Raw genomic sequence first — 20471 nt, forward strand, 5'->3', positions numbered from 1 at the left:
CCTCGATCAGTGGCTTTGCGGCATTTCACCGCGGGCCAGGCGCTGGTTGATGTCGGCGATCACCGCTGGCAGGTCGCTGATGGTGTCGATCATGTAGTGCGGGCGCGAACCTTCGAACATCGCTTCGATACGCGTGCGCTCATGGGCCAGGCTGGCGCTGTCCAGGGCGCGGAACTGTGCGTAGGTCAGGCCCAGGGCGTTGCCGGAACAGGTCAGCGCCACGGTCCACATCCCGGCGCGACGGCCTTCGAGAATGCCCGGTACGGTGTCGTCGACCTTGACGCATGCCGCCACATCGTCAACGCCCAGGGCGATCACGTTGGCCAGCGCCTGCGCCGGCCATGGTCGGCCGTTGGGCACTTCGTCGGTGGCGACCACATGGTCGGCGACGTAGCCGTTGGTGGCGGCCAGCGCGACGACCTTGTCCATCACTTGCTTGGGATAGCCGGAGCAGGAGCCGATCTTGAGCCCTTGCGCACGCAGGGCGGCGATGCAGTCGAGGGCGCCGGGGATCAGCGCCGAGTGCTCGGCGATCTTTTCGATCTGCAGCGGCATGAAGCGCTGGTAGATCGCGGTCACGTCCTCGTCGCTGGGCGTGCGGCCGAACGCCTGGCGGTAACGCTCGGCGACCTGCGGCTGGTTGCACAGGGTGCGGATATGGTCCCATTTGCCCATGCCCATCGGGCCACGGGCTTCTTCGATGGAGACCTGGACGCCGAACTCGGCGAAGGCTTCGACAAAAATCTGCGTCGGCGCGAACGAGCCGAAGTCGACCACGGTGCCGGCCCAGTCGAGGATGACAGCCTGCAGGGTATCGGGGTGTTGATAGTTCATGGTTCAGATCCTGGGGGTAAAAAGGGCAATCAGATGTCCAGCACTTGCATCGCGTGCAGCGCCTGCGCAATGGCCGCGACCGCCGCGCGCATCTCGGCCGCATCGACGTGGCCGATGCAGCCCACGCGAAAGGTGTCCACTTCGGTCAATTTGCCGGGGTACAGAATGAAACCCTTGGCCTTGACCCGTTCGTAGAACGCCTTGAACTGGTAGCGCGGGTCTGTCGGCGCGTGGAAGGTGACGATGATCGGTGCCTGGATCGCCGCCGGCAGGAAGCTGCGCAGGCCCAGTTCGGCCATGCCGTCCAGCAGCACCTGGCAATTGTTGGCATAGCGTCGCTGGCGCGCGGGCAGGCCGCCGTCTTCGTGGTATTGCAGCAGCGCTTCGTGCAGCGCGGCGACCACGTGGGTCGGCGGGGTGAAGCGCCACTGGCCGGTCCTGGCCATGTACTCGTGCTGCTCGAACAGGTCCAGCGCCAGGGAGTGGCAGTTGCCTTGGGCGGCGCCCAGCGCGTGTTTTTCAGCGAAGACAAAGCCCATGCCCGGCACGCCTTCCAGGCACTTGCCCGAGGCGGCGATGAGGGCGTCGAACGGCACTTCGCGGGCATCGATCGGCAGCGCGCCGAAGGAACTCATCGCGTCGACAATCAGGCGCTTGCCATGCTCTTTGACCACCTGGGCGATCTGCGGCAGCGGGTTGAGCAGGCCGGTACTGGTTTCGCAATGGACCAACGCGACGTGAGTGATGGCCGGGTCGGCCTGCAGCAGGCGGTCGACGTCGGCGGCGGTAGTGGGTTCGTCCTCGGCGGTTTCAAAGGTGCTGAAATCGCGGCCGAGCACTTCGCAGATCTGCGCCAGGCGCTTGCCATAGGCGCCGTTGATCAGCACCAGCACCTTGCCGTTGCGTGGCACCAGGGTGCCGATGGCCGCTTCGACGGCGAAGGTGCCGCTGCCTTGCAATGGCACGCAATGGTGAGTGGCGGCGCCGTTGAGGATCGCCAGCAGTTGCGAGCAGACGCTGGCGGTCAGTTGATTGAAGCGCTCATCCCATGAACCCCAGTCCACCAGCATTGCCTGGCGGGTGCGGGCAGAGGTGGTCAGGGGGCCAGGGGTCAGCAGGATCGGCGCGGCGCTGCTCATTTCAAGTCCTCGCAAAGTGTCCGGGGTGGACGTTACGGCGCCTAAATTGCAGTTTGGCTTGTCATCAATCAAATTGTTTGTTGTTATGCGAGCTATCAGTCAGGCCGATAGAAAGGTCACTCAACATGAATTTGTTCCAACTGCGCGCATTCGATGCAGTGGCCCGCGAGGGCAGCTTTACCCGCGCGGCGGCGCGGTTGTTCATCAGCCAGCCGGCGGTGACCGGGCACATCAAGGCCCTCGAAGAGCACTACCAGATCCCCTTGTTGCGCCGCACCGCGCGGCGCGTCGAGTTGACCGAAGAGGGGACACGCCTGGCAGCGATCACCCGGGCGATCTTTGGCCTGGTGGACGAAGCCCAGGCCCTGCTGGAGGCCAATCGGCAGTTGCTCAGCGGACGCCTCGAAGTGGCGGCGGACGGACCGCACCTGGTGATGCCGATGATCGCCAGCCTGCGCGCGCGTTACCCAGGGATCACCGTGAACCTGCGCCTGGGCAATGCCCAGGAAACCCTGGCGGCGCTGCTGTCCGAGCATGCGGATGTGGCGGTGCTCACCGAAGTCGAACCACGCAACGGCCTGCACTTGCAGGCGCTGGGCGAATCGCGGATCTGCGCGTTGGTGCCGGCCAGCCACCCGTGGGCGACGCTGGCCCAGGGCATTCAGTTGGAGCAATTGCACGAGGTGATCATGGTGCTGCGCGAGCCGGGCTCCATTACCCGGCGCACCTTCGATCACGCCTGCCTCGGCGCCGGGGTGCAGCCGAAAGTGCTGCTGGAGCTGGACAGCCGTGAAGCGGTGACCGAAGCCGTTGCCGCCGAGTTGGGGGTTGGCGTGGTGTCCTCGATGGAGGTCAGCCCGGACCCACGCGTGCGTGCGCTGCCGATCCACGGGCAGGGGCTGCTCAACCGACACATGTTGGGGTGCATGGAGCGCCGTCGGTCGCTGCGTTTGATTCAGGCGTTTTTTGAGCTGGCGCCGTGAAGGTTTTTTGGTGGAACGTTGCGTTTTTGCCCTATAAACTCTGCCCCCAAAGCGCCGGCCAGTAGACGTCTCGGCGCGATGCATGAGGAAGAGAGCAAGTCATGGGCGCACAGTGGAAAGTCAAACATAAAGAAGCGGCAGCCAATGCCAAGGGCAAGATCTTCGGCAAACTGGTGAAAGAGATCACCATCGCTGCCCGTAACGGTGCCGACACCGCGACCAACGCCCACTTGCGTCTGGTGGTGGAGCAGGCCAAAAAAGCCTCGATGCCCAAGGAAACCCTGGACCGTGCCATCAAGAAAGGCGCCGGTCTGCTCGGGGAAACCGTGCAGTACCACCGCGTGACCTACGAAGGGTTCGCCCCGCATCAGGTGCCGCTGATCGTTGAGTGCGTGACCGACAACATCAACCGCACCGTGGCGGAAATCCGCGTGGCGTTCCGCAAGGGCCAACTGGGCGCTTCCGGCTCCGTGGCCTGGGACTTCAACCACGTCGGCCTGATCGAAGCCGCGCCGGACAGCCCGGACGCCGATCCTGAAATGGCGGCCATTGAAGCCGGCGCCCAGGATTTCGAAGAGGGCGAAGAAGAGGGCACCACCCTGTTCATCACCGAAACCACCGACCTCGACGCCGTGCAGAAAGCGCTGCCGGAGCAGGGTTTTACCGTGCTGTCGGCCAAACTGGGCTATATCGCGAAGAACCCGGTGACGGGGTTGACCGACGAGCAGATGGCTGAAGTCGAAGCCTTCCTCGAAGGCCTGGACAACCATGACGACGTGCAGGATATGTTCGTCGGCCTGGCCGGCTGATCCGTGCCTGAATAAACGCGCTCAAAACTGTGGGAGGGGGCTTGCTCCCGATAGCGGTGTGTCAGTCAACGACAATGTTGAATGGGCCACAGCCATCGGGAGCAAGCCCCCTCTCACATTGGGTTCAGTGCTGTGGGATAGATTGCAGTAGCGCTTCGACTTCCTCGAAGCCCGGCCGCGCCAGCACTTCGGGCTGACAGCAGCGCGCCTGCAAGCCTTCCAGGATCTGGCGTGTGGTGTCGCTCAAGCCTACGTCGATCCGCTGCAACAACTCCCCGAGCAGCACTCCGAACGCACGCACTTCAATGCGTTGCAGTGCCCTGGTTTCCACGGTGTCGGCGGTGGCATGGAACGACGCCGCGCCGAAATCCCCGAGCAAGCAGTCGCCCGCCGCGTTCCATAGAATATTGTGGCCGTACAGGTCGCCATGGGTGATGCCATGGCGGTGCAGGTGCGCGCCCACCGAGGCGATGCCGCGAGCCATGCGCAATGCCACCGCGAGGCTGAAGCGGGTAGCCGGTTCGTAGATGTCGCGGGTGCAGGACGCCAGGCTCGGTAGGGCGGCGAGGTTGCGGTAGCTCGGCTCGATCAGGTCCATCACCAGCGCGGCCTGGTCGTCGGGGTGGCCAACCACGCGGCCTTCCACCTTGATCAGGTTGGGGTGCAGCCCGGCGGCAATGCATGCCTGCATTTCGTGCAGCGGTGAGCCGTCGCTGGTGATGCTGCCTTTGTACAGCTTGACCGCCACCGGCTTGGCCGAGGGCTGCCAGAGCGCCTTGCGGATCACCCCGGAGGCGCCTTCCCCGAGCACCTCTGCCAGTTCCAGCGCCGACCATGGAATGTCGGGTGTCGCATCGTCGGCGGCCACGTCCGCCGCCATTTCCACCGGGTTGCCGGCGTAGGCCAGCCAGGTCAGGCTGGGCAGCGCCAGGAGCCAATCGGGCAGGCCGGTGAGGCGGTTGGAGGCGATGCGGATCAGCTCCAGGTTGTGACAACTGGCCAGGCTTGGCGGCAGGTGCGCCAGGTGGTTGCCGGCCAGCATCAGTTTTTGCAGCAGCGGCCGCTCGCCCAATTCGTCGGGCAGTTGGCTGATGCAGTTATCGGTGAGGATCAACCAGCGCAACAGCGGCGGCAACGCGGCGGCCGGCACGTGGCGGATGCGGTTGGCCTTGAAGGCGATCATGCTCAGCTTTGCGCATTGGCCCAGGCAGGCCGGCAGTTCGGTAAAGGCGTTGTCCGAGCAGAACAGCACGCGCAGGTGCGGCAGGCGATGCAGGTCGTCGGGCAGGCTGCTCAGGGCGTTGCCGCTGAGGTTGAGGATTTCCAGGGAGTCGGCCAGTTCGAAGATTTCCCGGGGGAATTCGGTCAGCCCACAGGACAGGTCCAGGCGCTGGATGCCGGCCAATTGGCCGGTCTTGAGTTGGACGAGGGTATTCATGAACGGCGCGGTCACTCGGCAAGGGGGCGTAAAAAGGCGCTCATGATACCGGGTCGGGCGTGTGTTGCGGGCGGACCGCCTGCAATTGGTTCAGGCGACTGGCGGTGCGCGCCAGATCGATGGCCTGGCCGCTCAAGGCCTGCTCCAGCGGGTGCGCGCCGATCAGGATCAGCTGTTTATCCTGGTCGTAGAGCACGTCCACCAAGTTGATAAAGCGCTGTTGCACGGCGATCGGGCAGTCTGCCAGATGCGGCAGCCCGTCGATGATCCACTCGTCGAAGTCCTGGCACAGCAGCAGGTAATCCATCACCGCCGTGAGTTGTTCGCAGAGGTCATGGAAGGTGAAGGCGATGCGCCGTGCCTGCTGGCTGCGGCAGCGCAACTGGCGGTTGCCGACCGTCAGCGCCTGCGCCGGGCAATCCGTGGCCGGCAGCCCGAGCGCGGTTCGCTGCGCCGGTGTACCCGGCCACACGTACCGACCGCTGCTGAAGCGCTGTTCGGCATGGGCCTGGGGCAGGCTGCGAAAGTCCTTGGGCGAGCTGACTTCCAGCACGTCCATGCGCGTTGCGATCAGGTCGATCACCGGCTTGAATCGCTCGTGGTACAGCGGGTTGGGCAACAGCCCTTGCGGCGGATAATTGGACGTCACCAACACCAGGACGCGACGTTGGAACAACGCCTTGAACAGGCGGTTGATCAGCATCGCATCGCCGATATCGTGGACATGGAATTCGTCGAAACACAGCACGCGGCAGCCGTCCAGCAGCGTATCCAGGGTCACCGCCAGTGCGTCGTGGTGCTGACGGTGGGCGAACATGCCCCGGTGCAGGCGGGCGAAAAAATCATGGAAATGCACGCGTTGTTTTTCGGCGATCGGCAATGCCTGGAAAAACCCGTCCAGCAGCCAACTTTTGCCGCGCCCCACCGGCCCGTGCAAATACAGGCTGCGGGTGGGCTGGCCGGCGAGCAGGTGGTGGGTCTCGCGCGCCATTGCCGCAATCGCCCGGGCCTGGGCGGCGCTGAGGGTATAGCCGTGCTGCTCGGCCTTGGTCTGAAAGAAGGTGGGGATGGGTGAGTCGTCGTGGGTGGGGTGTTTTTTACCGAGCAAACGACGGATCAGGGAACGCGGCGCCAAGGGGAGTCACTCTGTGTGCGGTGGTCGCTCACTTTAGGGCGACAATCGGGATTTGACCAATAGCGAAGCGCGCCGCCAGCCATCTCGAAAACGCATGGCCTTTACGGGGCGTGGGCTTCAGAACTGCAGCAGCGGCGTGGTCGGCAGCCCCTGCGGGCTGACCATTGCGTAGTTGTACCCGCCGCCGGACCAGTACTCGGCGAGCAAACCATCGGCGCTGCGGCTGCCGCGGGGCAGGAAGTTATTTTCCGGGCCCGGCGGGCGGATGTAGAAACTGATGTGCCGGCCTTGCCGATCCTCGTACAGCACCATCGCCGCCGCGCCTTGTTCGGTGCTGAGCAAGCGCCCGCTGACGGCGGTGAAACCCGCCTGGCTCAAGTCGGGCAGACGCTGGGCCTGGTTGAAATAGCGGTCGAGCCAGGTTTGCATCGTGGCGTTGCCCTGGGCGTGATAGTCGGCGGGCAGCACACCGTCCTGGGCAAACAGGCGGTAAGCCTGCATGGCATCGGCCATGGGCAGCATGGGCGGTTGCGTGGCTTCGCGCGCCTGCCAGCCACCCAGGCCGCCGAGGCTGACCGCCATCAGCAACACCGCCGCCGTGGCGAAATGGCGGCGCGACTGCTGCTTGATGCGGTGGCGGATCAGCGCCGGGTCCAGGGCCGGGTTGGCCGGCTGCTGCAACGCGCCACTCAAGGCGGCGCGCAATACGTGCGCGTCCTGCTGCCAGGCATGCACCTGGGCGGCGACCTCGGGGTGGGCGGCCAAGTAGGTTTCCAGCACACGTCGATCGCTCTCCGGCAGTTGCTGGTCGACGTAGGCATGCAAATCGCGTTCGCTGGGGGGCAGGCTGATCATTTGAGTATCCGCAGGGAAGGGCTGGTCATTTCGCCATCGCTGAGTTGACGCAGGGCTTGGCGCGCCCTGGACAGACGCGACATCACAGTGCCGATGGGCACGTCGAGAATCCGCGCGACTTCCTTGTAGCTCAAGCCTTCGACCGACACCCACAACAGCAGGGCGCGCTGTTCGCTGTTGAGCCGGTCGAAGGCTTGCAGGGTCGACTGGGCGATTACCGTGCGTTCGACCGACGGCTGCACATCGTCGCGGCCGGTGAAGAACTCGAGCATGCGCGCATAGCGCCGGGTGCGCCGATGGGCATCGAGGAACTGCCGGTAGAGGATCGAGAACAGCCAGGCGCGCAGGTCGCCGTCGACGGTTTTGTCGGCCCAGCGGGTGATCGCCCGTTCCAGGGTCGATTGCACCAGGTCGTCGGCGCTGCTGGCGTTACGGCTCAGGGACAGGGCAAAGCGCCGCAGCCTGGGGATGAGTTCACGTAACTGTTCGTCGAGTTCATGCATGGGGAGTCGAGTTTAACCGGTTGTGTGCAGGTAGACGCTGCTCCCCGTAGGTTATTCCACTCGCGATGAAAAGAAACTTTACGCGTGTCGGTGAGAAGTTTCTGTAAAGCCTGAGCGCCTGTAATCGCGGGCTCGTACCTCAATCCACCCTCGTACCTGCCAGCCATTTTTCGGCAGTCAACCGATGAGGGTGTATCCATGATGTTTTCACCGACCGAAAAACCGCTTTTTTCCCCGCCCATGCTGGCGCCTCTGCCTGTCCTGCAGCGCGCCTTGGTTGAGCAATGGGGCTTTGGCCCATCGACCCCGCCGAGCGCCGCCTGTATCCACCACGCCATCGAAGCGCAAGCGGCGCTGGCGCCGCATGCGACGGCGGCAGTGTGTGCGGGGCAGCGCATCAGTTATGAACAACTCAACCGCCAAGCCAATCGTTTGGCCGCGGGCTTGATCGAGCAGGGCGTCAAACGCGGCGACACTGTGGCGCTGTTCGTTGAGCGTTCGATCCCCATGCTGGTGGGCCTGTTGGCCGTGTTGAAGGTCGGCGCCGCGTATGTGCCGCAGGACGCCAGAATCGTCCCGCCCCTGCAACTGGCCATGGTCCTCGAGTCATTGACCAGCCCGCTGATTCTGACCCTGTCGCACCTGGCGGATCGCATCCCGTCAGACGCCGCCCATCGCAGCTTGTGCCTGGACACGTTCCTGGCCGAAGTACCCTGGATCGCCCAGGACAATAAGCCGGTGGGCGCCGTCGTCGACACCCATGACCTGTGTTTCGTGCTGTTCACGTCCGGCACCACGGGGCGCCCCAACGGCGTGTGTGTCAGTCACCGTAACGTATGCAACATCCTGTTGACGCAGCCCGGGCGGATGGGCATGGCGCCGGGCCGCAATGTCGGGCAGATCCTCAATATCGGCTTCGACATGGCAGCCTGGGAAATACTCGGCTGCCTGGCCCATGGCGCGACCTTGCTGATTCGCGGCAAAGCCATTGCGCAGACCGCTGCACAATGCCATGTGTTGATCGCAACCCCTTCGATCCTGGCCGGCCTCGATCCTCGGCAGTGCCCCGATCTCCAGGTGGTCGCGGTCGCCGGAGAACCCTGTTCCCAGGCCCTGGCCGAGCGTTGGGCGGCGCATTGCACGTTCTACAACGGCTGCGGCCCCACCGAAACCACCATCGTCAATACGCTGCATCGGCATGTGCCTGGCACCCCATTGACCATCGGCCAGCCGACCCCCAACAACAGCGTGTATGTGCTCGACGAACAGGGCCGCCCCTGTGAGGCGGGGCAAGCCGGGGAAATGTGGGCGGGCGGCGCCGGGGTAACGGCGGGCTACCTGAACAACCGCGCATTGACCCACGAACGGTACCGCCCGGACCCCTTTGTGGGCGGCGACGCCATGATGTTCCGCACACGCGACCTGGGACGCTGGACGGCCGACGGGCAACTCGAGCACCTGGGGCGCGTCGATGACCAAGTGAAAGTCCGCGGGTTCCGGGTGGAGCTGGACGCGGTGTCCAGCGCCCTGGAAGCCGGCGATGGCTGCACGCGGGCCGTCACGCTAAAACTCGACAGCCGCACCTTGGTCGCCTTTGTTTCGCCGGCCAGCGCCGACGTGGCGTCCTGCCGACGCCAATGCGAGCAGCGCCTGGCCTACTACTGCGTGCCGGCGCTGATCGACGCAGTGGAGCATTTTCCGCTGACCGCCCGCGGCAAGATCGACAAGGCGCTGTTGCTGCAACGGGCGCGTGAAAGATGGGTGGCCATGCAGGCGTTCGCGGTGCAGGAGCCCGGCCATGCTTGATGCCCTGAGTCAAACCGTGGTGCCGCCCAAACCGGCGCTCTGGCGGCGCTGGACGGCGTTGCCGGTGTTTTCCTACTACAACCGCCTGGCGGCGCTGGTGTTGCTCAGCAACCTGGCGTTTGCGGTGCTGGGCGTCGGCCTGCAGGGCGTCAGCGCCCAGACGTTGTCGTCGCTGGTGCTGATCAACCTGTCGCTGGCCATCCTGATTCGCCAGCAATACCTGATCAATGCGTTGTTCTGGCTGGCGACGCGCATCCCCGTCACCTGGCCGCTGCGTGTGCGGCGCAGCGCGGCCAAGGTGTACCACGTCGGCGGGCTGCACAGTGGCGCGGCCCTGGCGGCCACGGGCTGGTTTGCGGGGTGGGTCGGTGTGCAGGCCGCGGACTATCTGCAGCGGCCGGGCAGCGTTTCGTCCGCTGGGTTGTGGCTTGGCGCGACGCTGCTCGGCGTGTTGCTGTTGATGGTGGGCATGGCGCAACCGCGCATCCGGGGGCGATTTCACAATGGCTTCGAGCGGGTTCATCGGTTTGCGGGGTGGGCCGCGTTGCTGTTGTTTTGGGCGCAGACCTTGCTGGCGTCCGTCGAACGCGGTGCGAGCCTGCTGCACAGTGGCGCGTTCTGGATGCTGGTGCTGTTGACGCTGAGCATCGCACTGCCCTGGCTGCGGCTGCGCAAGGTCGCCGTTGAGCACACGCGGCCTTCCGGGCATGCGGTGATTACGCGCTTTACCCACACCACGCCATTCGCCGGTTCGTCGACCGCGATCAGCCGACATCCGCTGTTGGAGCGGCACTCGTTTGCCAACATCCCCACACCGGGCCAAACCGGGTTTCGGCTGACCATTTCCCGCGCAGGGGATTGGACGGGGCGGTTTATCGAGGACCTGCCGCGCCATGTGTGGGTCAAGGGCATCACCACCGCCGGCGTGGCCCATGTGGAAACCCTGTTCAAGTCGGTGGTGTACGTCGCCACCGGCAGCGGGATCGGCCCGGTCATGCCGCATTTACTCGCGGCGCGGCTGCCGATCCAGCTGATCTGGTCGACCCGCAGCCCGCGCAAGACCTACGGCGACGAATGGGTCGACGAGATCCTGCGTGCCCAGCCCGGCGCCTTGATCTGGGACACCGATGAGCGCGGCAAACCTGACCTGGTGCAGTTGGCCTACGGCGCGGTGCAAGCCTGTGGCGCGGAGGCTGTGATCTGTATCGCCAACCAACGACTGACGCAGCAGGTCGTGCAAGAGCTGGAAGCCCGGGGGATACCCGCCTATGGCGCGATCTGGGATTCGTGAAGCGTGTGTGTTCATTAAACGATATCAATCAATGGAGGTGCCTATGAATGTAGTGATCGAGCGTCAGGGTCGGGTGGTCTTGGTCAGGCTCAATCGTCCCCAGGTCAAGAATGCGCTGAACTCGGCGCTGATGACCGAGCTGGTTTCCTGTCTGGAGGCCCTGGACCAGGACCCTCAGGTCGGGTGTTTTGTCATCACCGGCGGTGCGCAGTATTTTGCCGCCGGAGCCGATATCAAGGAGATGAGCGGCAAGACCTATCAGGATATGCTCAACGAGGATTACTTCGTCGGCTGGGAGGCATTTACCCGCCTGCGCACGCCGACCATCGCCGCCGTCAACGGTTACGCCTTCGGCGGAGGGTGCGAACTGGCGCTGATGTGCGACATGATTTTTGCCGCCGATAGCGCCACCTTTGCCCAGCCGGAGATCAAGCTCGGCGTGATCCCTGGCATGGGGGCGACCCAACGTCTGACAGGCTTGATCGGCAAGGCCAAGACCATGGATCTGGTGCTGACCGGGCGGCCGATGACGGCTCACGAGGCTGAACAGGCCGGGTTGGTGTCGCGTGTCTATCCGGCGGCGAGCTTGCTGGAGCAGACGCTGGCGGTGGCCGCGCAAATCGCCGGTTTTTCTCGCCTGGCCACCCGGGCGGCGCGCGAGGCGGTCGAGCAATCCCTGCAGCTCGGGCTGCACGAGGGCGTGCGGCTGGAACGCCGACTGTTCCACAGTCTGTTCGCCACGCCCGATCAGCAGGAGGGCATGCAGGCGTTTCTCGACAAGCGACCGGCCGCGTTTAATCGGGTCTAGGAGGGCCAAGGACTCGGCGCTGGGCTGCTCTGAAAAAAACTACAGTGAAGGAGGAATAAACCTACATGGGATTCGTCTCATAGCTCAATTTCCCCTTGGCCATGTGCCCTGGAGCTTTTCATGGTAGATCACTCATCACCGCCCCGTCCGCCACTCAGCACGGCCAGCCTGGCGATCAGGCTGGCGTGTATCGGTGGCGTGGTAGCGGCTGTCGCCGGGGCGTTTGCCTACGTCAACGGCACCTTCGACCCACAACGCCTGCAGCCCAAAACCCTGGTCAATGCCCTGGAAACCAATAACGGCATCCACCCGGGGTTTCGGCGCAACCATGCCAAGGGCGTGTGTGTCGCGGGGTACTTCGAGAGCAGCGCCGAGGCGCGTGCCTACTCCAGTGCCCAGGTATTCAATGCGGCCAGGACCCCATTGATCGGCCGGTTTGCCTTGCCCAGCGGTAACCCCTACGCGCCGGACAGCAGTGTGCCGATCCGCAGTTTTGCCGTGCAATTCAGCCAGGCCAACGGCCAGCAGTGGCGCACCGGGATGAACAGCATGCCGGTGTTTCCGGTGGGCACCCCCGAGGCGTTCTATCAACTGCTCAAGGCCGGCGCGCCCGATCCGGCCACCGGCAAGCCCAACCCGGCGAATATGCCGGCGTTCTTTGCGGCCCATCCCGAGGCCGCGCCGTTCCTGGCGTGGGTCAAGACGGCCAAGCCATCCGCCAGCTATGCGACGGAAACCTACAACGGCATCAACGCGTTTTTCCTGGTGGGCGCCGATGGCAAGCGCCAGGCCGTGCGTTGGGCGGTTGTCGCGCAAAGCCAGGATGCTGTGGGCGATACCGCGCCAGCCGGCAGTGACTTCCTGGAAAAAGACCTGGTGCAACGCCTGGCTTCCGGACCGCTGCGTTGGCAGTTGAATCTGACCCTGGCCAACCCCGGCGATCCGCTCGACGATGCAAGCAAACCCTGGATCGGCGAACACAAAATACTCAACGCCGGCACCCTGGTGCTGCAAAGCAGCCAAGCGCAAGCAGACGGCGATTGCCGCGACATCAACTTCGATCCGCTGATTCTGCCAAGCGGCATCGAGGCTTCGAATGACCCGCTATTGGCCGCGCGTTCGGCCGCCTACGCCAGTTCCTACCTGCGCCGCGCCGCAGAAGTCAGCCCGTTGCACCGCCCGCCTCAGGAGTCGAAGCCATGAATGCCCAACCACGGTTTTTCGCCCCTCTGGCGCGCCTGCTGCACTGGCTGATGGCGCTGATGATCATCGCCATGCTGTTCATCGGCGCGGGCCTGGCAGCGTCGGTTTCCGAACGGCATGAATGGTTGATCCACCTGCACAAGCCGCTGGGTATCGCGATCCTGGCGTTGGTGATCGTGCGTTTGGCGGTGCGTTTTTCCACGCGCCAACCGCCGTTGCCTGGCGATTTGCCGCGATGGCAAGTGTTGGCGGCCAAGGCCTCCCATTGGCTGCTGTATGCCTTGATGCTGGTGTTGCCGCTGCTCGGCTGGGCGATGATTTCGGCGGCGGGCGACCCGGTGATGCTCAGCCATTCGGTGCAACTGCCGGCGCTGGTGTCGGCCAACGCACCGCTGTTCGCGGTGCTGCGCAAGGCCCATGGCTATCTTGCCTACGTGCTGTTTTTCACGGTGTTGTTGCACCTGGCGGCGGCGCTGTTCCATGGGTTGATTCGCCGTGACGGCGTGCTGCAGAGCATGACGGGCACCCAGGACTGAGGCCCGCGCTTGATCCGTGTGGCGAGCACGCTCGCCACATTCAGCGCAACAGGCCGACGATATCGGCCACGCTGCTCAACACATCCTTGCCCAACTGCATCGAGCGTTTGCCCGACCAGCCGGTGTTCGGGTTGGGCGCGTCGTCGTTGTCCTTGAAGGGCATCTCCAGGGTCAGCGACAGGCAGTCGTACTTCTCACCGACGGCATTGCAGGCCAGGGTCATATTGGCTTCGCCCGGCAGGTCGCGGGTGTAGCCGTGGGTGGTCTGGAAGTCACGGGTCAAGGCGCTCAGGTGGCTGCGAAAGTGCTTTTCCAGGGCTTCGATACGCGGGGTGTAACTGGGGTTGCCTTCGCAGGCGGCGGCGAATACGTAGGGGATTTCCTCGTCACCGTGGATGTCGAGGAACAGGTCGACGCCATACTTTTCCATTTGCGTCTGGACGAACAGCACCTCCGGGCTGATCTCCTGGCTGGCGCTCTGCCAGGCGCGATTGAGGTCCTGGCCCATGGCGTTGGTGCGCAGGTGGCCGTGAAACGCGCCGTCGGGGTTCATGTTCGGCACCAGGTACAGGTCGGCGACGGCCAACAGCTTTTTCAGCTCGGCGTCACCGTCCTGCTGCAGGCGTTCGATGATGCCTTCCATAAACCATTCGGCCATGTGCTCGCCGGGGTGCTGCTGGGCGATGATCCACACCTTGCGCCGGCCTTCACCACCTTTGCCACGGCGCAACAGTTGGATATCGCGGCCTTCGACACTTTTACCGGTGGCCAGCAAGCGGGTACCCGCATGGTTCAGCGCCTGGTCGATGAGCCAGTCGTGGCGTTCGCGGTTGTAGGGTTCGAAGTAGGCAAACCAGGCGTGTTTCTCACGGGTTTCGAGACTGATGTGCAGGGTTTCGCCGTCGAAACGCGTAGGCACCCGGAACCAATTGACGTGGTCATACGACGCCACGGCGTTGTAGCCGCTCCAGGCGTGCTTATAGGACGATTGCCCGGCATTGCTCAGGCGGAAGGTGTGGGTGTGGCCCACGTGCATGCCTTCGGCCTTGAAATGGAACCATTGGAAATGGTGACTGCGGGTATCGGGTTTGATTGCCAGCAACAAGTGATAGGCATCGCTGGCATCCAGAACCTGGATGTTGCCGCTGTCGAAGTTGGTGCTGATTTTGATGGAGGTCAAGGCCACGGTCATAGTCTGGCTGCCTGAGTATGAGTGTTGTGGCGGTTATCTTACACAGAGGCCGGGCAAAATCCGGATGCAAAATTGTTGCGGGAGGAGGGGGCGTCATCCTTGACGCCGCAGCAGCTTAGAATTTGTGAGATTGATTCTCAAGTGCTATTTCGCAAAGGTCTGAGCCAGAGCGGTCGGCCGACTTTCTTTTGACGATGGTCTTTTGCTATCATGCGTGCCATCAAGCAACACACAGTCTTCATTAGCCTGAAGCAAAGCCAGAAACACTGGCAAAAAAAAGACCCGGCCAAAGAGCCGGGTCAAAAACCGTGATTAGCCTGATGAGGAGATATTCCAAGAGTCCGACCTAAGGTCCCTTGGTCTATCGACTGATCTCGCGATCAGCTTGGTCCAATAATAATCATTATCATTTGCAAGTCAAATGTTTTTATCCGTGGGATAGAAATATTTTTCTTTCGCGTGGCTCATGCACCGTCCTGAGCCTGCGGCGCCTGCAACGATCGCTCCACCATCGCCTTCGCCATATCAATCAAATACACCACTGAAAATGCCAGGTCACGCTGGTTGCCTTGATGGCTGCTCGCCGATTCGTAGGCTGTGGCAGCCGCGCTGCGCAACAGGTCCGAGGCATGCACCAGGGCTTCCTCCGGGCTGACACCGGGCTTGATGCTGAAGAAGGCGTCGTTCGGGGCCGAGGCGCACATCTCTTCTTTCAAATAGTAATCCAGCGCACGTTGGGCGGCGCCGCTGCTGCGCATGTCGAGCAGCTCATGGGATTCGGGTTCGCAGGGCAGGCGATACGGGCTTGTCGTCATAGGGCGGTACTCGGGTTGGGTGTCGAAACGCTGATACCCGATGATAGTACGTATCGTATTTATGTCGTTTTATGGATTACTACAAACTGTTTATTGCCCTGAAAAATACGCGACGTATTGTCAGGCCCCATGGATAAATGGATCGCGTTGGTCAGGGCCAACATGAAAGACCGCAAGGTCACGCAGGATGAACTGGCCGAACGCCTGGGCATGTCCCAGGGCGGTGTCGGGCATTGGCTGAACAAGCGCCGGGTGCCAAGCCTGGCGGACATGAACCGGGTGCTGGAGGCGCTGGGGCTGGGCTCCCTGGAAGTCGCGCTGGATATTCGTCGCAAGGCCGATGCGCTGCCGGTTGGGCCACCACACTACAACCCGTACTTCCGCTACCCGGTCAGCGATTGGAAAGGCGTGTGCGAACTTCGCGAAGAGCGCCCGGCCTACGGCGCGGCGCGCTTCGAACTGACGGACTACCATGCCCAGGGCGAGGCTTACTGGCTGCCCGTGGTCGGCGACGCAATGACCGCGCCCAGTGGCCTGAGCATCGGTGCCGGGATGATGATCCTGGTGGACCCGGCCATCGACGCCGAACCCGGCAAGCTGGTGGTCGCGCAGTGGGCGCACAGCCCGCAGGCGACCTTCCGCCAGTTGCGCGAAGAGAGCGGCCAGCTGTACCTGGTACCGCTCAATCCGACTTACCCCAAGCGCCTGTTCAGCGACGATTGCCGCATCCTCGGCGTCGTCGTGCAGGCCACGGCGAAGTTCTAGTCCGCGGGTTCAAGCTCGACCAGCGCGCAACCTTCGGCAACCATTTCGCCTTCCTGGCAGAACAGTGCCTTGACCACGCCGGCCTGCGGCGCGCGGATGCTGTGTTCCATCTTCATCGCTTCCAGCACCACCAACTGCGTGCCGGCTTCGACGGTCTGGCCGATGTCCACCAGTACCCGCACGATGCTGCCGTTCATCGGTGCGGTGAGGCCGCCTTGGTGGGATTGGTTGGCTTCGACCGCCGCAATCGGATCGAACAGGCTGACGGCATGCATGTCGCCCTCCCAGCGCAGGAACAGCGTGCCTGCGCTACGCACGGCCAGATGGGCACGGCGCACGCCCTGGTGGTCGATCAGCAGCTGTTCGCCTTGCAGTCGCGGCGTGTGTTGCGCCAGCGTCACCAGGCGATCCTGGCCGTTGCAGCTCAAGTGCAGCGAGACTTCGGCGGGCAGCCCTGCGCGAAAGCCGCGGGTGTCTGCCCACGGCCCGTCGCCGGCCGGCAGGCTCTGCATGAAGGCCGAACCCGCGGCCTGCCAGAATTCGTCGCTCAATGCTCCGGGCAGCGGCAGCAGTTCGTCCTGATAGCGCGGAATAAAGCCGGTATCCAGCTCGGCGGCGGCAAACGCCGGATGGGCGATGATGCGTCGCACGAAGCCCAGGTTGGTCTTGAGTCCGCCGACGGCGAATTCGTCGAGCATGCTCAACAGCCGCAGCCGCGCTTGTTCGCGGTCCTCGCCCCAGGCAATCAGCTTGCCGAGCATCGGGTCGTAGAAGGGCGAAACGCTGTCGCCTTGCTCGACGCCGCTGTCCACGCGGCGGCCCGGGCCAGGTGCGGATTCGCGGTACAGCGTCAGGTGGCCGGTCGCGGGGAGGAAATCATTGGCCGGGTCTTCGGCATACAAGCGCACCTCGATCGCATGGCCGATCAACGGCACCTGCGCCTGGGTGATCGGCAGCGCTTCGCCCTGGGCCACGCGAATCTGCCAGGCCACCAGGTCGAGGCCGGTAATCGCCTCGGTCACCGGGTGTTCCACTTGCAGCCGCGTGTTCATCTCCATAAAGAAAAACTCGCCACGGGCATCCAGCAAAAATTCCACCGTGCCCGCGCCCACATAACCGATGGCCTGGGCCGCACGCACCGCGGCTTCACCCATCGCCCGGCGCTGGTCGCCGCTCAAGCCGGGCGCCGGGGCTTCCTCGACGACTTTTTGGTGGCGCCGCTGGATCGAACAATCGCGCTCGTTGAGGTACAGGCAGTGCCCCTGCTGATCGGCAAATACTTGGATCTCCACGTGGCGTGGCTTGAGTAAGTACTTCTCCACCAGCATCTGCGCGTTGCCGAAGGACGACAGCGCCTCACGCTGGGCGGAAGCCAGGGCTTCGGCCAGTTGACTGACGTCCTCGACCACTTTCATGCCCTTGCCGCCACCACCGGCCGTGGCCTTGAGCAGCACCGGGTAGCCGATGCGCGCGCAGGCGGCGCGGAAGGTGTCCAGGTCCTGAGCGTCGCCGTGGTAGCCCGGCACCAGCGGCACACCGGCGGTTTCCATCAGTGACTTGGCGGCGGATTTGCTGCCCATGGCGTCGATTGCCGAGGCGGGCGGGCCGAGAAAGATCAACCCGGCCGCCTCGACGGCGCGGGCAAAACCGGCGTTTTCGGAAAGGAAGCCGTAGCCCGGATGAATCGCCTGGGCGCCGCTGGCCTGGGCGGCGGCGATCAGTTTGTCGATTTGCAGGTAACTGTCGGTCGCTTTGCTGCCGCCCAGGTCGACGCGGATATCGGCTTCGCGGCTATGGCGCGCATCGCTATCGGTGGCGCTGTGGACCGCCACGGTGGTCAACCCCATCGCCTTGGCGGTACGCATCACGCGGCAGGCAATTTCGCCACGGTTGGCCACCAGTACGGTGGTCAGTGTGCTCATGAGCGTGGCTCCTGCGACTGCCAGCTGGGTGGGCGTTTTTGCAGGAATGCGCGTAAACCTTCCTGGCCTTCGGCGCTGACGCGGATCCGGGCGATGGCATTTTCGCAATAGCGCCGCAGCGCCGGGGTGAGGGCGCCGTTACCGACTTCGCGCAGCAGATCCTTGCTTGCACGCATCGCTGCCGGGCTGTTTTGCAGGAGGTTGGCAATCCAGTGGTCGACCTGTTGATCCAGGGTTTCGGCCGGATAGCTTTCCGCCAGCAGGCCGATGTCGCGCGCGCGTTCGCCGCCAAAACGTTCGGCCGTGAGCGCATAACGACGCGCCGCGCGTTCCCCGATGGCTTGCACCACAAACGGGCTGATCACCGCAGGCGCCAAACCGATGCGTACTTCCGACAGGCAGAACTGCGCGTCATCGGCCCCGATCGCCATGTCGCAGCAACTGATCAGGCCCAGCGCGCCACCGTAGGCCGCGCCTTGCACCACCGCCAGCGTCGGGATTTTCAGCTTGGCCAGGTTGTACATCAGCTCCGCCAGTTCGCGGGCGTCGTCGAGGTTGGTGGCGTAATCCAGTTCGGCCGACTGTTGCATCCAGGCCAGGTCGGCGCCGGCGCTGAAGTGTTTGCCGCGCCCGCGCAGGACCAGAAAGCGTAGCGACGCATTGCCCTGCACCTGGTCGAGGGCGATGATCAGTTCGCGGATCATCTCGGCGTTGAAGGCGTTGTGCTTGGCTTCGCGACTGAGCCACAGCGTGGCGAAACCACGGCTGTCGGTGATCAGTTCGAGGGTGTTGAAATCGTTCATGGGGTACAGCTCCATTTACATGCGGAACACGCCGAAGCGGCTCGGCTCGATGGGGGCGTTCAGTGCGGCAGACAGGGCCAGGGCCAGCACGTCGCGGGTCTGCAACGGGTCGATGACGCCGTCATCCCACAGGCGTGCGCTGGAGTAATACGGGTGGCCCTGGGTTTCGTACTGGTCGAGGATCGGCTGTTTGATCGCCGCTTCCTCTTGCGCGCTGAAGCCGTTGCCGGCGCGTTCGGCCTGCTCGCGCTTGACCTGCACCAACACGCCGGCCGCCTGTTCGGCGCCCATCACGCCGATGCGCGCGTTGGGCCACATCCACAAAAAACGCGGGTCGTAGGCGCGGCCGCACATACCGTAGTTACCCGCGCCAAAACTGCCGCCGATGATCACGGTGAATTTCGGCACCTTGGCGCAGGCCACCGCCGTGACCAGCTTGGCGCCGTGCTTGGCGATACCGCCGGCCTCGTACTTCTGGCCGACCATAAAACCGGTGATGTTTTGCAGGAACAGCAACGGAATCCCGCGCTGACACGCAAGCTCGATGAAGTGCGCGCCTTTTTGCGCGGCTTCGGCGAACAGAATCCCGTTGTTGGCCAGGATCGCTATCGGGTAGCCGTGCAAGTGTGCAAAGCCGCAGACCAGGGTGGTGCCGAACAGCGCCTTGAACTCATCGAACACCGAGCCGTCCACCAGTCGGGCAATCACTTCGCGCACATCGAACGGCTGCTTGGCATCGGCCGGGATCACGCCGTACAACTCTTCGCCGCTGTACAGCGGCGCCACTGGCGTGCGTTGCAGCAACTGGCCTTGTTTGCGCCAGTTGAGGTTGGCCACGCTGCGCCGGGCCAGGGCCAGGGCGTGTTCATCGCTGTCGGCATAGTGGTCGGCCACGCCGGAGATCTTGCAGTGTACGTCGGCACCGCCGAGGTCTTCGGCGCTGACCACTTCGCCGGTGGCGGCCTTCACCAGCGGCGGGCCGGCGAGGAAGATGGTGGCTTGCTGGCGCACCATGATTGCTTCGTCCGCCATCGCCGGCACATAGGCGCCGCCGGCAGTACACGAGCCCATCACCACCGCAATCTGCGGGATGCCCTGGGCGCTCATGTTGGCCTGGTTGAAGAAGATCCGCCCGAAGTGCTCGCGGTCGGGGAAGACCTCATCCTGGCGCGGCAGGTTAGCGCCGCCGGAATCCACCAGGTAGATGCATGGCAGGCGGTTCTGTTCGGCGATGGTCTGCGCGCGCAGGTGTTTCTTGACCGTCAGCGGGTAGTAGGAGCCGCCTTTCACCGTGGCGTCGTTGGCGACGATCATGCATTCGACGCCTTCCACGCGGCCGATCCCGACAATCACCCCGGCGGCCGGCACGTCTTCGCCATACACCTGATGGGCGGCCAGTTGGCTGAGTTCCAGGAACGGCGAGCCCGGGTCGAGCAAGCGGTTGATCCGCTCGCGTGGCAGCAGTTTGCCGCGCGAGGTGTGGCGCTCCTGGGCCTTGGCGCCGCCGCCTTGCTGCACCTGGGCGAGCAGGGTGTGCAGGGCGTCGACCTGTTGGCGCATCGCCGCGCTGTTGGCGGCGAACTCCGCCGAGCGCGGGTTGAGCAGGGTGTGCAAGGTGGCCATGGCGCGCTCCT

At 64.0% G+C, this 20471-nt stretch carries 19 protein-coding genes; 8 read left to right on the forward strand and 11 right to left on the reverse strand.

The genetic code is table 11. The features are described from left to right. Positions 1-6 precede the first annotated feature (6 nt). Together phnX and INT12_RS17175 are read right to left on the reverse strand one after the other, a co-directional pair. The gene (gene phnX, locus INT12_RS17170; RefSeq protein ID WP_193040140.1) at positions 7-834 is read right to left on the reverse strand and encodes a phosphonoacetaldehyde hydrolase; all 828 of its coding nucleotides are present in this window, start codon (positions 832-834) and stop codon (positions 7-9) included. Positions 835-863: 29 nt separating this feature from the next. After that, positions 864-1973: a 2-aminoethylphosphonate--pyruvate transaminase gene (locus INT12_RS17175; RefSeq protein ID WP_193040141.1), complete on the reverse strand. Its 1110-nt coding sequence runs from the start codon at positions 1971-1973 to the stop codon at positions 864-866. A gap of 125 nt (positions 1974-2098) precedes the next feature. On the opposite strand from INT12_RS17175, the gene INT12_RS17180 reads away from it, so the two are divergent. Together INT12_RS17180 and INT12_RS17185 are read left to right on the forward strand one after the other, a co-directional pair. Continuing rightward, a complete protein-coding gene (locus tag INT12_RS17180; RefSeq protein WP_017848130.1) occupies positions 2099-2956 on the forward strand; it encodes a LysR substrate-binding domain-containing protein in 858 nt (285 codons plus the stop codon). 101 nt (positions 2957-3057) lie between these two features. Continuing rightward, positions 3058-3765 carry a YebC/PmpR family DNA-binding transcriptional regulator gene (locus INT12_RS17185; protein ID WP_017848129.1) on the forward strand — a complete coding sequence of 236 codons (708 nt, stop codon included), beginning with the start codon at positions 3058-3060 and terminating at the stop codon, positions 3763-3765. A gap of 124 nt (positions 3766-3889) precedes the next feature. On the opposite strand, the gene INT12_RS17190 is transcribed toward INT12_RS17185, so the two are convergent. The 4 genes from INT12_RS17190 to INT12_RS17205 all read right to left on the reverse strand — a co-directional run bounded on the left by INT12_RS17190 (position 3890) and on the right by INT12_RS17205 (position 7696). Continuing rightward, the gene (locus INT12_RS17190) at positions 3890-5203 is read right to left on the reverse strand and encodes a leucine-rich repeat-containing protein kinase family protein (RefSeq protein WP_193040142.1); all 1314 of its coding nucleotides are present in this window, start codon (positions 5201-5203) and stop codon (positions 3890-3892) included. 40 nt (positions 5204-5243) lie between these two features. Further along, positions 5244-6338, reverse strand: a complete 1095-nt coding sequence (gene zapE / locus INT12_RS17195; RefSeq protein ID WP_104902857.1) for a cell division protein ZapE — start codon at positions 6336-6338, stop codon at positions 5244-5246. A gap of 117 nt (positions 6339-6455) precedes the next feature. Beyond that, positions 6456-7193: an anti-sigma factor family protein gene (locus INT12_RS17200; RefSeq protein WP_193040143.1), complete on the reverse strand. Its 738-nt coding sequence runs from the start codon at positions 7191-7193 to the stop codon at positions 6456-6458. Beyond that, on the reverse strand, positions 7190-7696 hold the full coding sequence (locus INT12_RS17205) for a sigma-70 family RNA polymerase sigma factor (protein WP_193040144.1): 507 nt from the start codon (positions 7694-7696) through the stop codon (positions 7190-7192). Before INT12_RS17205 ends, INT12_RS17200 begins: the two co-directional genes overlap by 4 nt. 198 nt (positions 7697-7894) lie before the next feature. Here INT12_RS17205 and INT12_RS17210 point away from each other — a divergent pair, with 198 nt between their 5' ends. The 5 genes from INT12_RS17210 to INT12_RS17230 all read left to right on the forward strand — a co-directional run bounded on the left by INT12_RS17210 (position 7895) and on the right by INT12_RS17230 (position 13340). After that, positions 7895-9502, forward strand: a complete 1608-nt coding sequence (locus INT12_RS17210; RefSeq protein WP_193040145.1) for an amino acid adenylation domain-containing protein — start codon at positions 7895-7897, stop codon at positions 9500-9502. Next, on the forward strand, positions 9495-10793 hold the full coding sequence (locus INT12_RS17215) for a hypothetical protein (RefSeq protein ID WP_193040146.1): 1299 nt from the start codon (positions 9495-9497) through the stop codon (positions 10791-10793). The genes INT12_RS17210 and INT12_RS17215 overlap by 8 nt, the downstream gene beginning before the upstream one ends. 43 nt (positions 10794-10836) lie before the next feature. Then, on the forward strand, positions 10837-11601 hold the full coding sequence (locus tag INT12_RS17220) for an enoyl-CoA hydratase-related protein (RefSeq protein ID WP_017848122.1): 765 nt from the start codon (positions 10837-10839) through the stop codon (positions 11599-11601). A gap of 120 nt (positions 11602-11721) precedes the next feature. Then, entirely contained in the window at positions 11722-12804 is a 1083-nt protein-coding gene (locus tag INT12_RS17225) for a catalase family peroxidase (RefSeq protein ID WP_017848121.1), read from the forward strand. Further along, positions 12801-13340 (forward strand): cytochrome b, encoded by a 540-nt coding sequence (locus INT12_RS17230; RefSeq protein WP_017848120.1) that lies wholly within the window; start codon positions 12801-12803, stop codon positions 13338-13340. Before INT12_RS17225 ends, INT12_RS17230 begins: the two co-directional genes overlap by 4 nt. Before the next feature lie 40 nt (positions 13341-13380). Here INT12_RS17230 and INT12_RS17235 read toward each other — a convergent pair whose 3' ends face one another. Together INT12_RS17235 and INT12_RS17240 are read right to left on the reverse strand one after the other, a co-directional pair. Continuing rightward, positions 13381-14532: a M14-type cytosolic carboxypeptidase gene (locus INT12_RS17235; RefSeq protein WP_193040147.1), complete on the reverse strand. Its 1152-nt coding sequence runs from the start codon at positions 14530-14532 to the stop codon at positions 13381-13383. Between the two features lie 464 nt (positions 14533-14996). Next, positions 14997-15347 (reverse strand): DUF6124 family protein, encoded by a 351-nt coding sequence (locus INT12_RS17240; protein WP_026140171.1) that lies wholly within the window; start codon positions 15345-15347, stop codon positions 14997-14999. A gap of 129 nt (positions 15348-15476) precedes the next feature. Here INT12_RS17240 and INT12_RS17245 point away from each other — a divergent pair, with 129 nt between their 5' ends. Further along, complete coding sequence (locus INT12_RS17245; RefSeq protein ID WP_079444220.1) at positions 15477-16112, forward strand: LexA family protein; 636 nt, start codon at positions 15477-15479, stop codon at positions 16110-16112. Here the strand turns inward: INT12_RS17245 and INT12_RS17250 are convergent. The 3 genes from INT12_RS17250 to INT12_RS17260 are packed head-to-tail and all read right to left on the reverse strand — an operon-like array spanning position 16109 to position 20460. Then, positions 16109-18034 carry an acetyl/propionyl/methylcrotonyl-CoA carboxylase subunit alpha gene (locus INT12_RS17250; RefSeq protein ID WP_193058941.1) on the reverse strand — a complete coding sequence of 642 codons (1926 nt, stop codon included), beginning with the start codon at positions 18032-18034 and terminating at the stop codon, positions 16109-16111. The two genes, INT12_RS17245 and INT12_RS17250, sit on opposite strands and share 4 nt — an antisense overlap. Further along, a complete protein-coding gene (locus INT12_RS17255; protein ID WP_017848114.1) occupies positions 18031-18837 on the reverse strand; it encodes a gamma-carboxygeranoyl-CoA hydratase in 807 nt (268 codons plus the stop codon). Before INT12_RS17255 ends, INT12_RS17250 begins: the two co-directional genes overlap by 4 nt. Positions 18838-18852: 15 nt before the next feature. Further along, positions 18853-20460: a carboxyl transferase domain-containing protein gene (locus INT12_RS17260; protein WP_057004449.1), complete on the reverse strand. Its 1608-nt coding sequence runs from the start codon at positions 20458-20460 to the stop codon at positions 18853-18855. Positions 20461-20471 lie beyond the last annotated feature (11 nt).

The organism is Pseudomonas sp. K8, assembly GCF_014889455.1.
Classification (GTDB): domain Bacteria; phylum Pseudomonadota; class Gammaproteobacteria; order Pseudomonadales; family Pseudomonadaceae; genus Aquipseudomonas; species Aquipseudomonas veronii.

Bases quoted from the DNA above. Each gene is read 5' to 3' on its own strand.
- INT12_RS17235 (WP_193040147.1), bottom strand. From the start codon at position 14,532: ATGACCGTGGCCTTGACCTCCATCAAAATCAGCACCAACTTCGACAGC.
- INT12_RS17190 (WP_193040142.1), bottom strand. From the start codon at position 5,203: ATGAATACCCTCGTCCAACTCAAGACCGGCCAATTGGCCGGCATCCAG.
- INT12_RS17205 (WP_193040144.1), bottom strand. From the start codon at position 7,696: ATGCATGAACTCGACGAACAGTTACGTGAACTCATCCCCAGGCTGCGG.
- INT12_RS17260 (WP_057004449.1), bottom strand. From the start codon at position 20,460: ATGGCCACCTTGCACACCCTGCTCAACCCGCGCTCGGCGGAGTTCGCC.
- INT12_RS17220 (WP_017848122.1), top strand. From the start codon at position 10,837: ATGAATGTAGTGATCGAGCGTCAGGGTCGGGTGGTCTTGGTCAGGCTC.
- INT12_RS17230 (WP_017848120.1), top strand. From the start codon at position 12,801: ATGAATGCCCAACCACGGTTTTTCGCCCCTCTGGCGCGCCTGCTGCAC.
- INT12_RS17225 (WP_017848121.1), top strand. From the start codon at position 11,722: ATGGTAGATCACTCATCACCGCCCCGTCCGCCACTCAGCACGGCCAGC.
- INT12_RS17250 (WP_193058941.1), bottom strand. From the start codon at position 18,034: ATGAGCACACTGACCACCGTACTGGTGGCCAACCGTGGCGAAATTGCC.
- INT12_RS17210 (WP_193040145.1), top strand. From the start codon at position 7,895: ATGATGTTTTCACCGACCGAAAAACCGCTTTTTTCCCCGCCCATGCTG.
- INT12_RS17255 (WP_017848114.1), bottom strand. From the start codon at position 18,837: ATGAACGATTTCAACACCCTCGAACTGATCACCGACAGCCGTGGTTTC.
- phnX (WP_193040140.1), bottom strand. From the start codon at position 834: ATGAACTATCAACACCCCGATACCCTGCAGGCTGTCATCCTCGACTGG.
- INT12_RS17240 (WP_026140171.1), bottom strand. From the start codon at position 15,347: ATGACGACAAGCCCGTATCGCCTGCCCTGCGAACCCGAATCCCATGAG.
- INT12_RS17215 (WP_193040146.1), top strand. From the start codon at position 9,495: ATGCTTGATGCCCTGAGTCAAACCGTGGTGCCGCCCAAACCGGCGCTC.
- INT12_RS17175 (WP_193040141.1), bottom strand. From the start codon at position 1,973: ATGAGCAGCGCCGCGCCGATCCTGCTGACCCCTGGCCCCCTGACCACC.
- INT12_RS17200 (WP_193040143.1), bottom strand. From the start codon at position 7,193: ATGATCAGCCTGCCCCCCAGCGAACGCGATTTGCATGCCTACGTCGAC.
- INT12_RS17180 (WP_017848130.1), top strand. From the start codon at position 2,099: ATGAATTTGTTCCAACTGCGCGCATTCGATGCAGTGGCCCGCGAGGGC.
- INT12_RS17245 (WP_079444220.1), top strand. From the start codon at position 15,477: ATGGATAAATGGATCGCGTTGGTCAGGGCCAACATGAAAGACCGCAAG.
- INT12_RS17185 (WP_017848129.1), top strand. From the start codon at position 3,058: ATGGGCGCACAGTGGAAAGTCAAACATAAAGAAGCGGCAGCCAATGCC.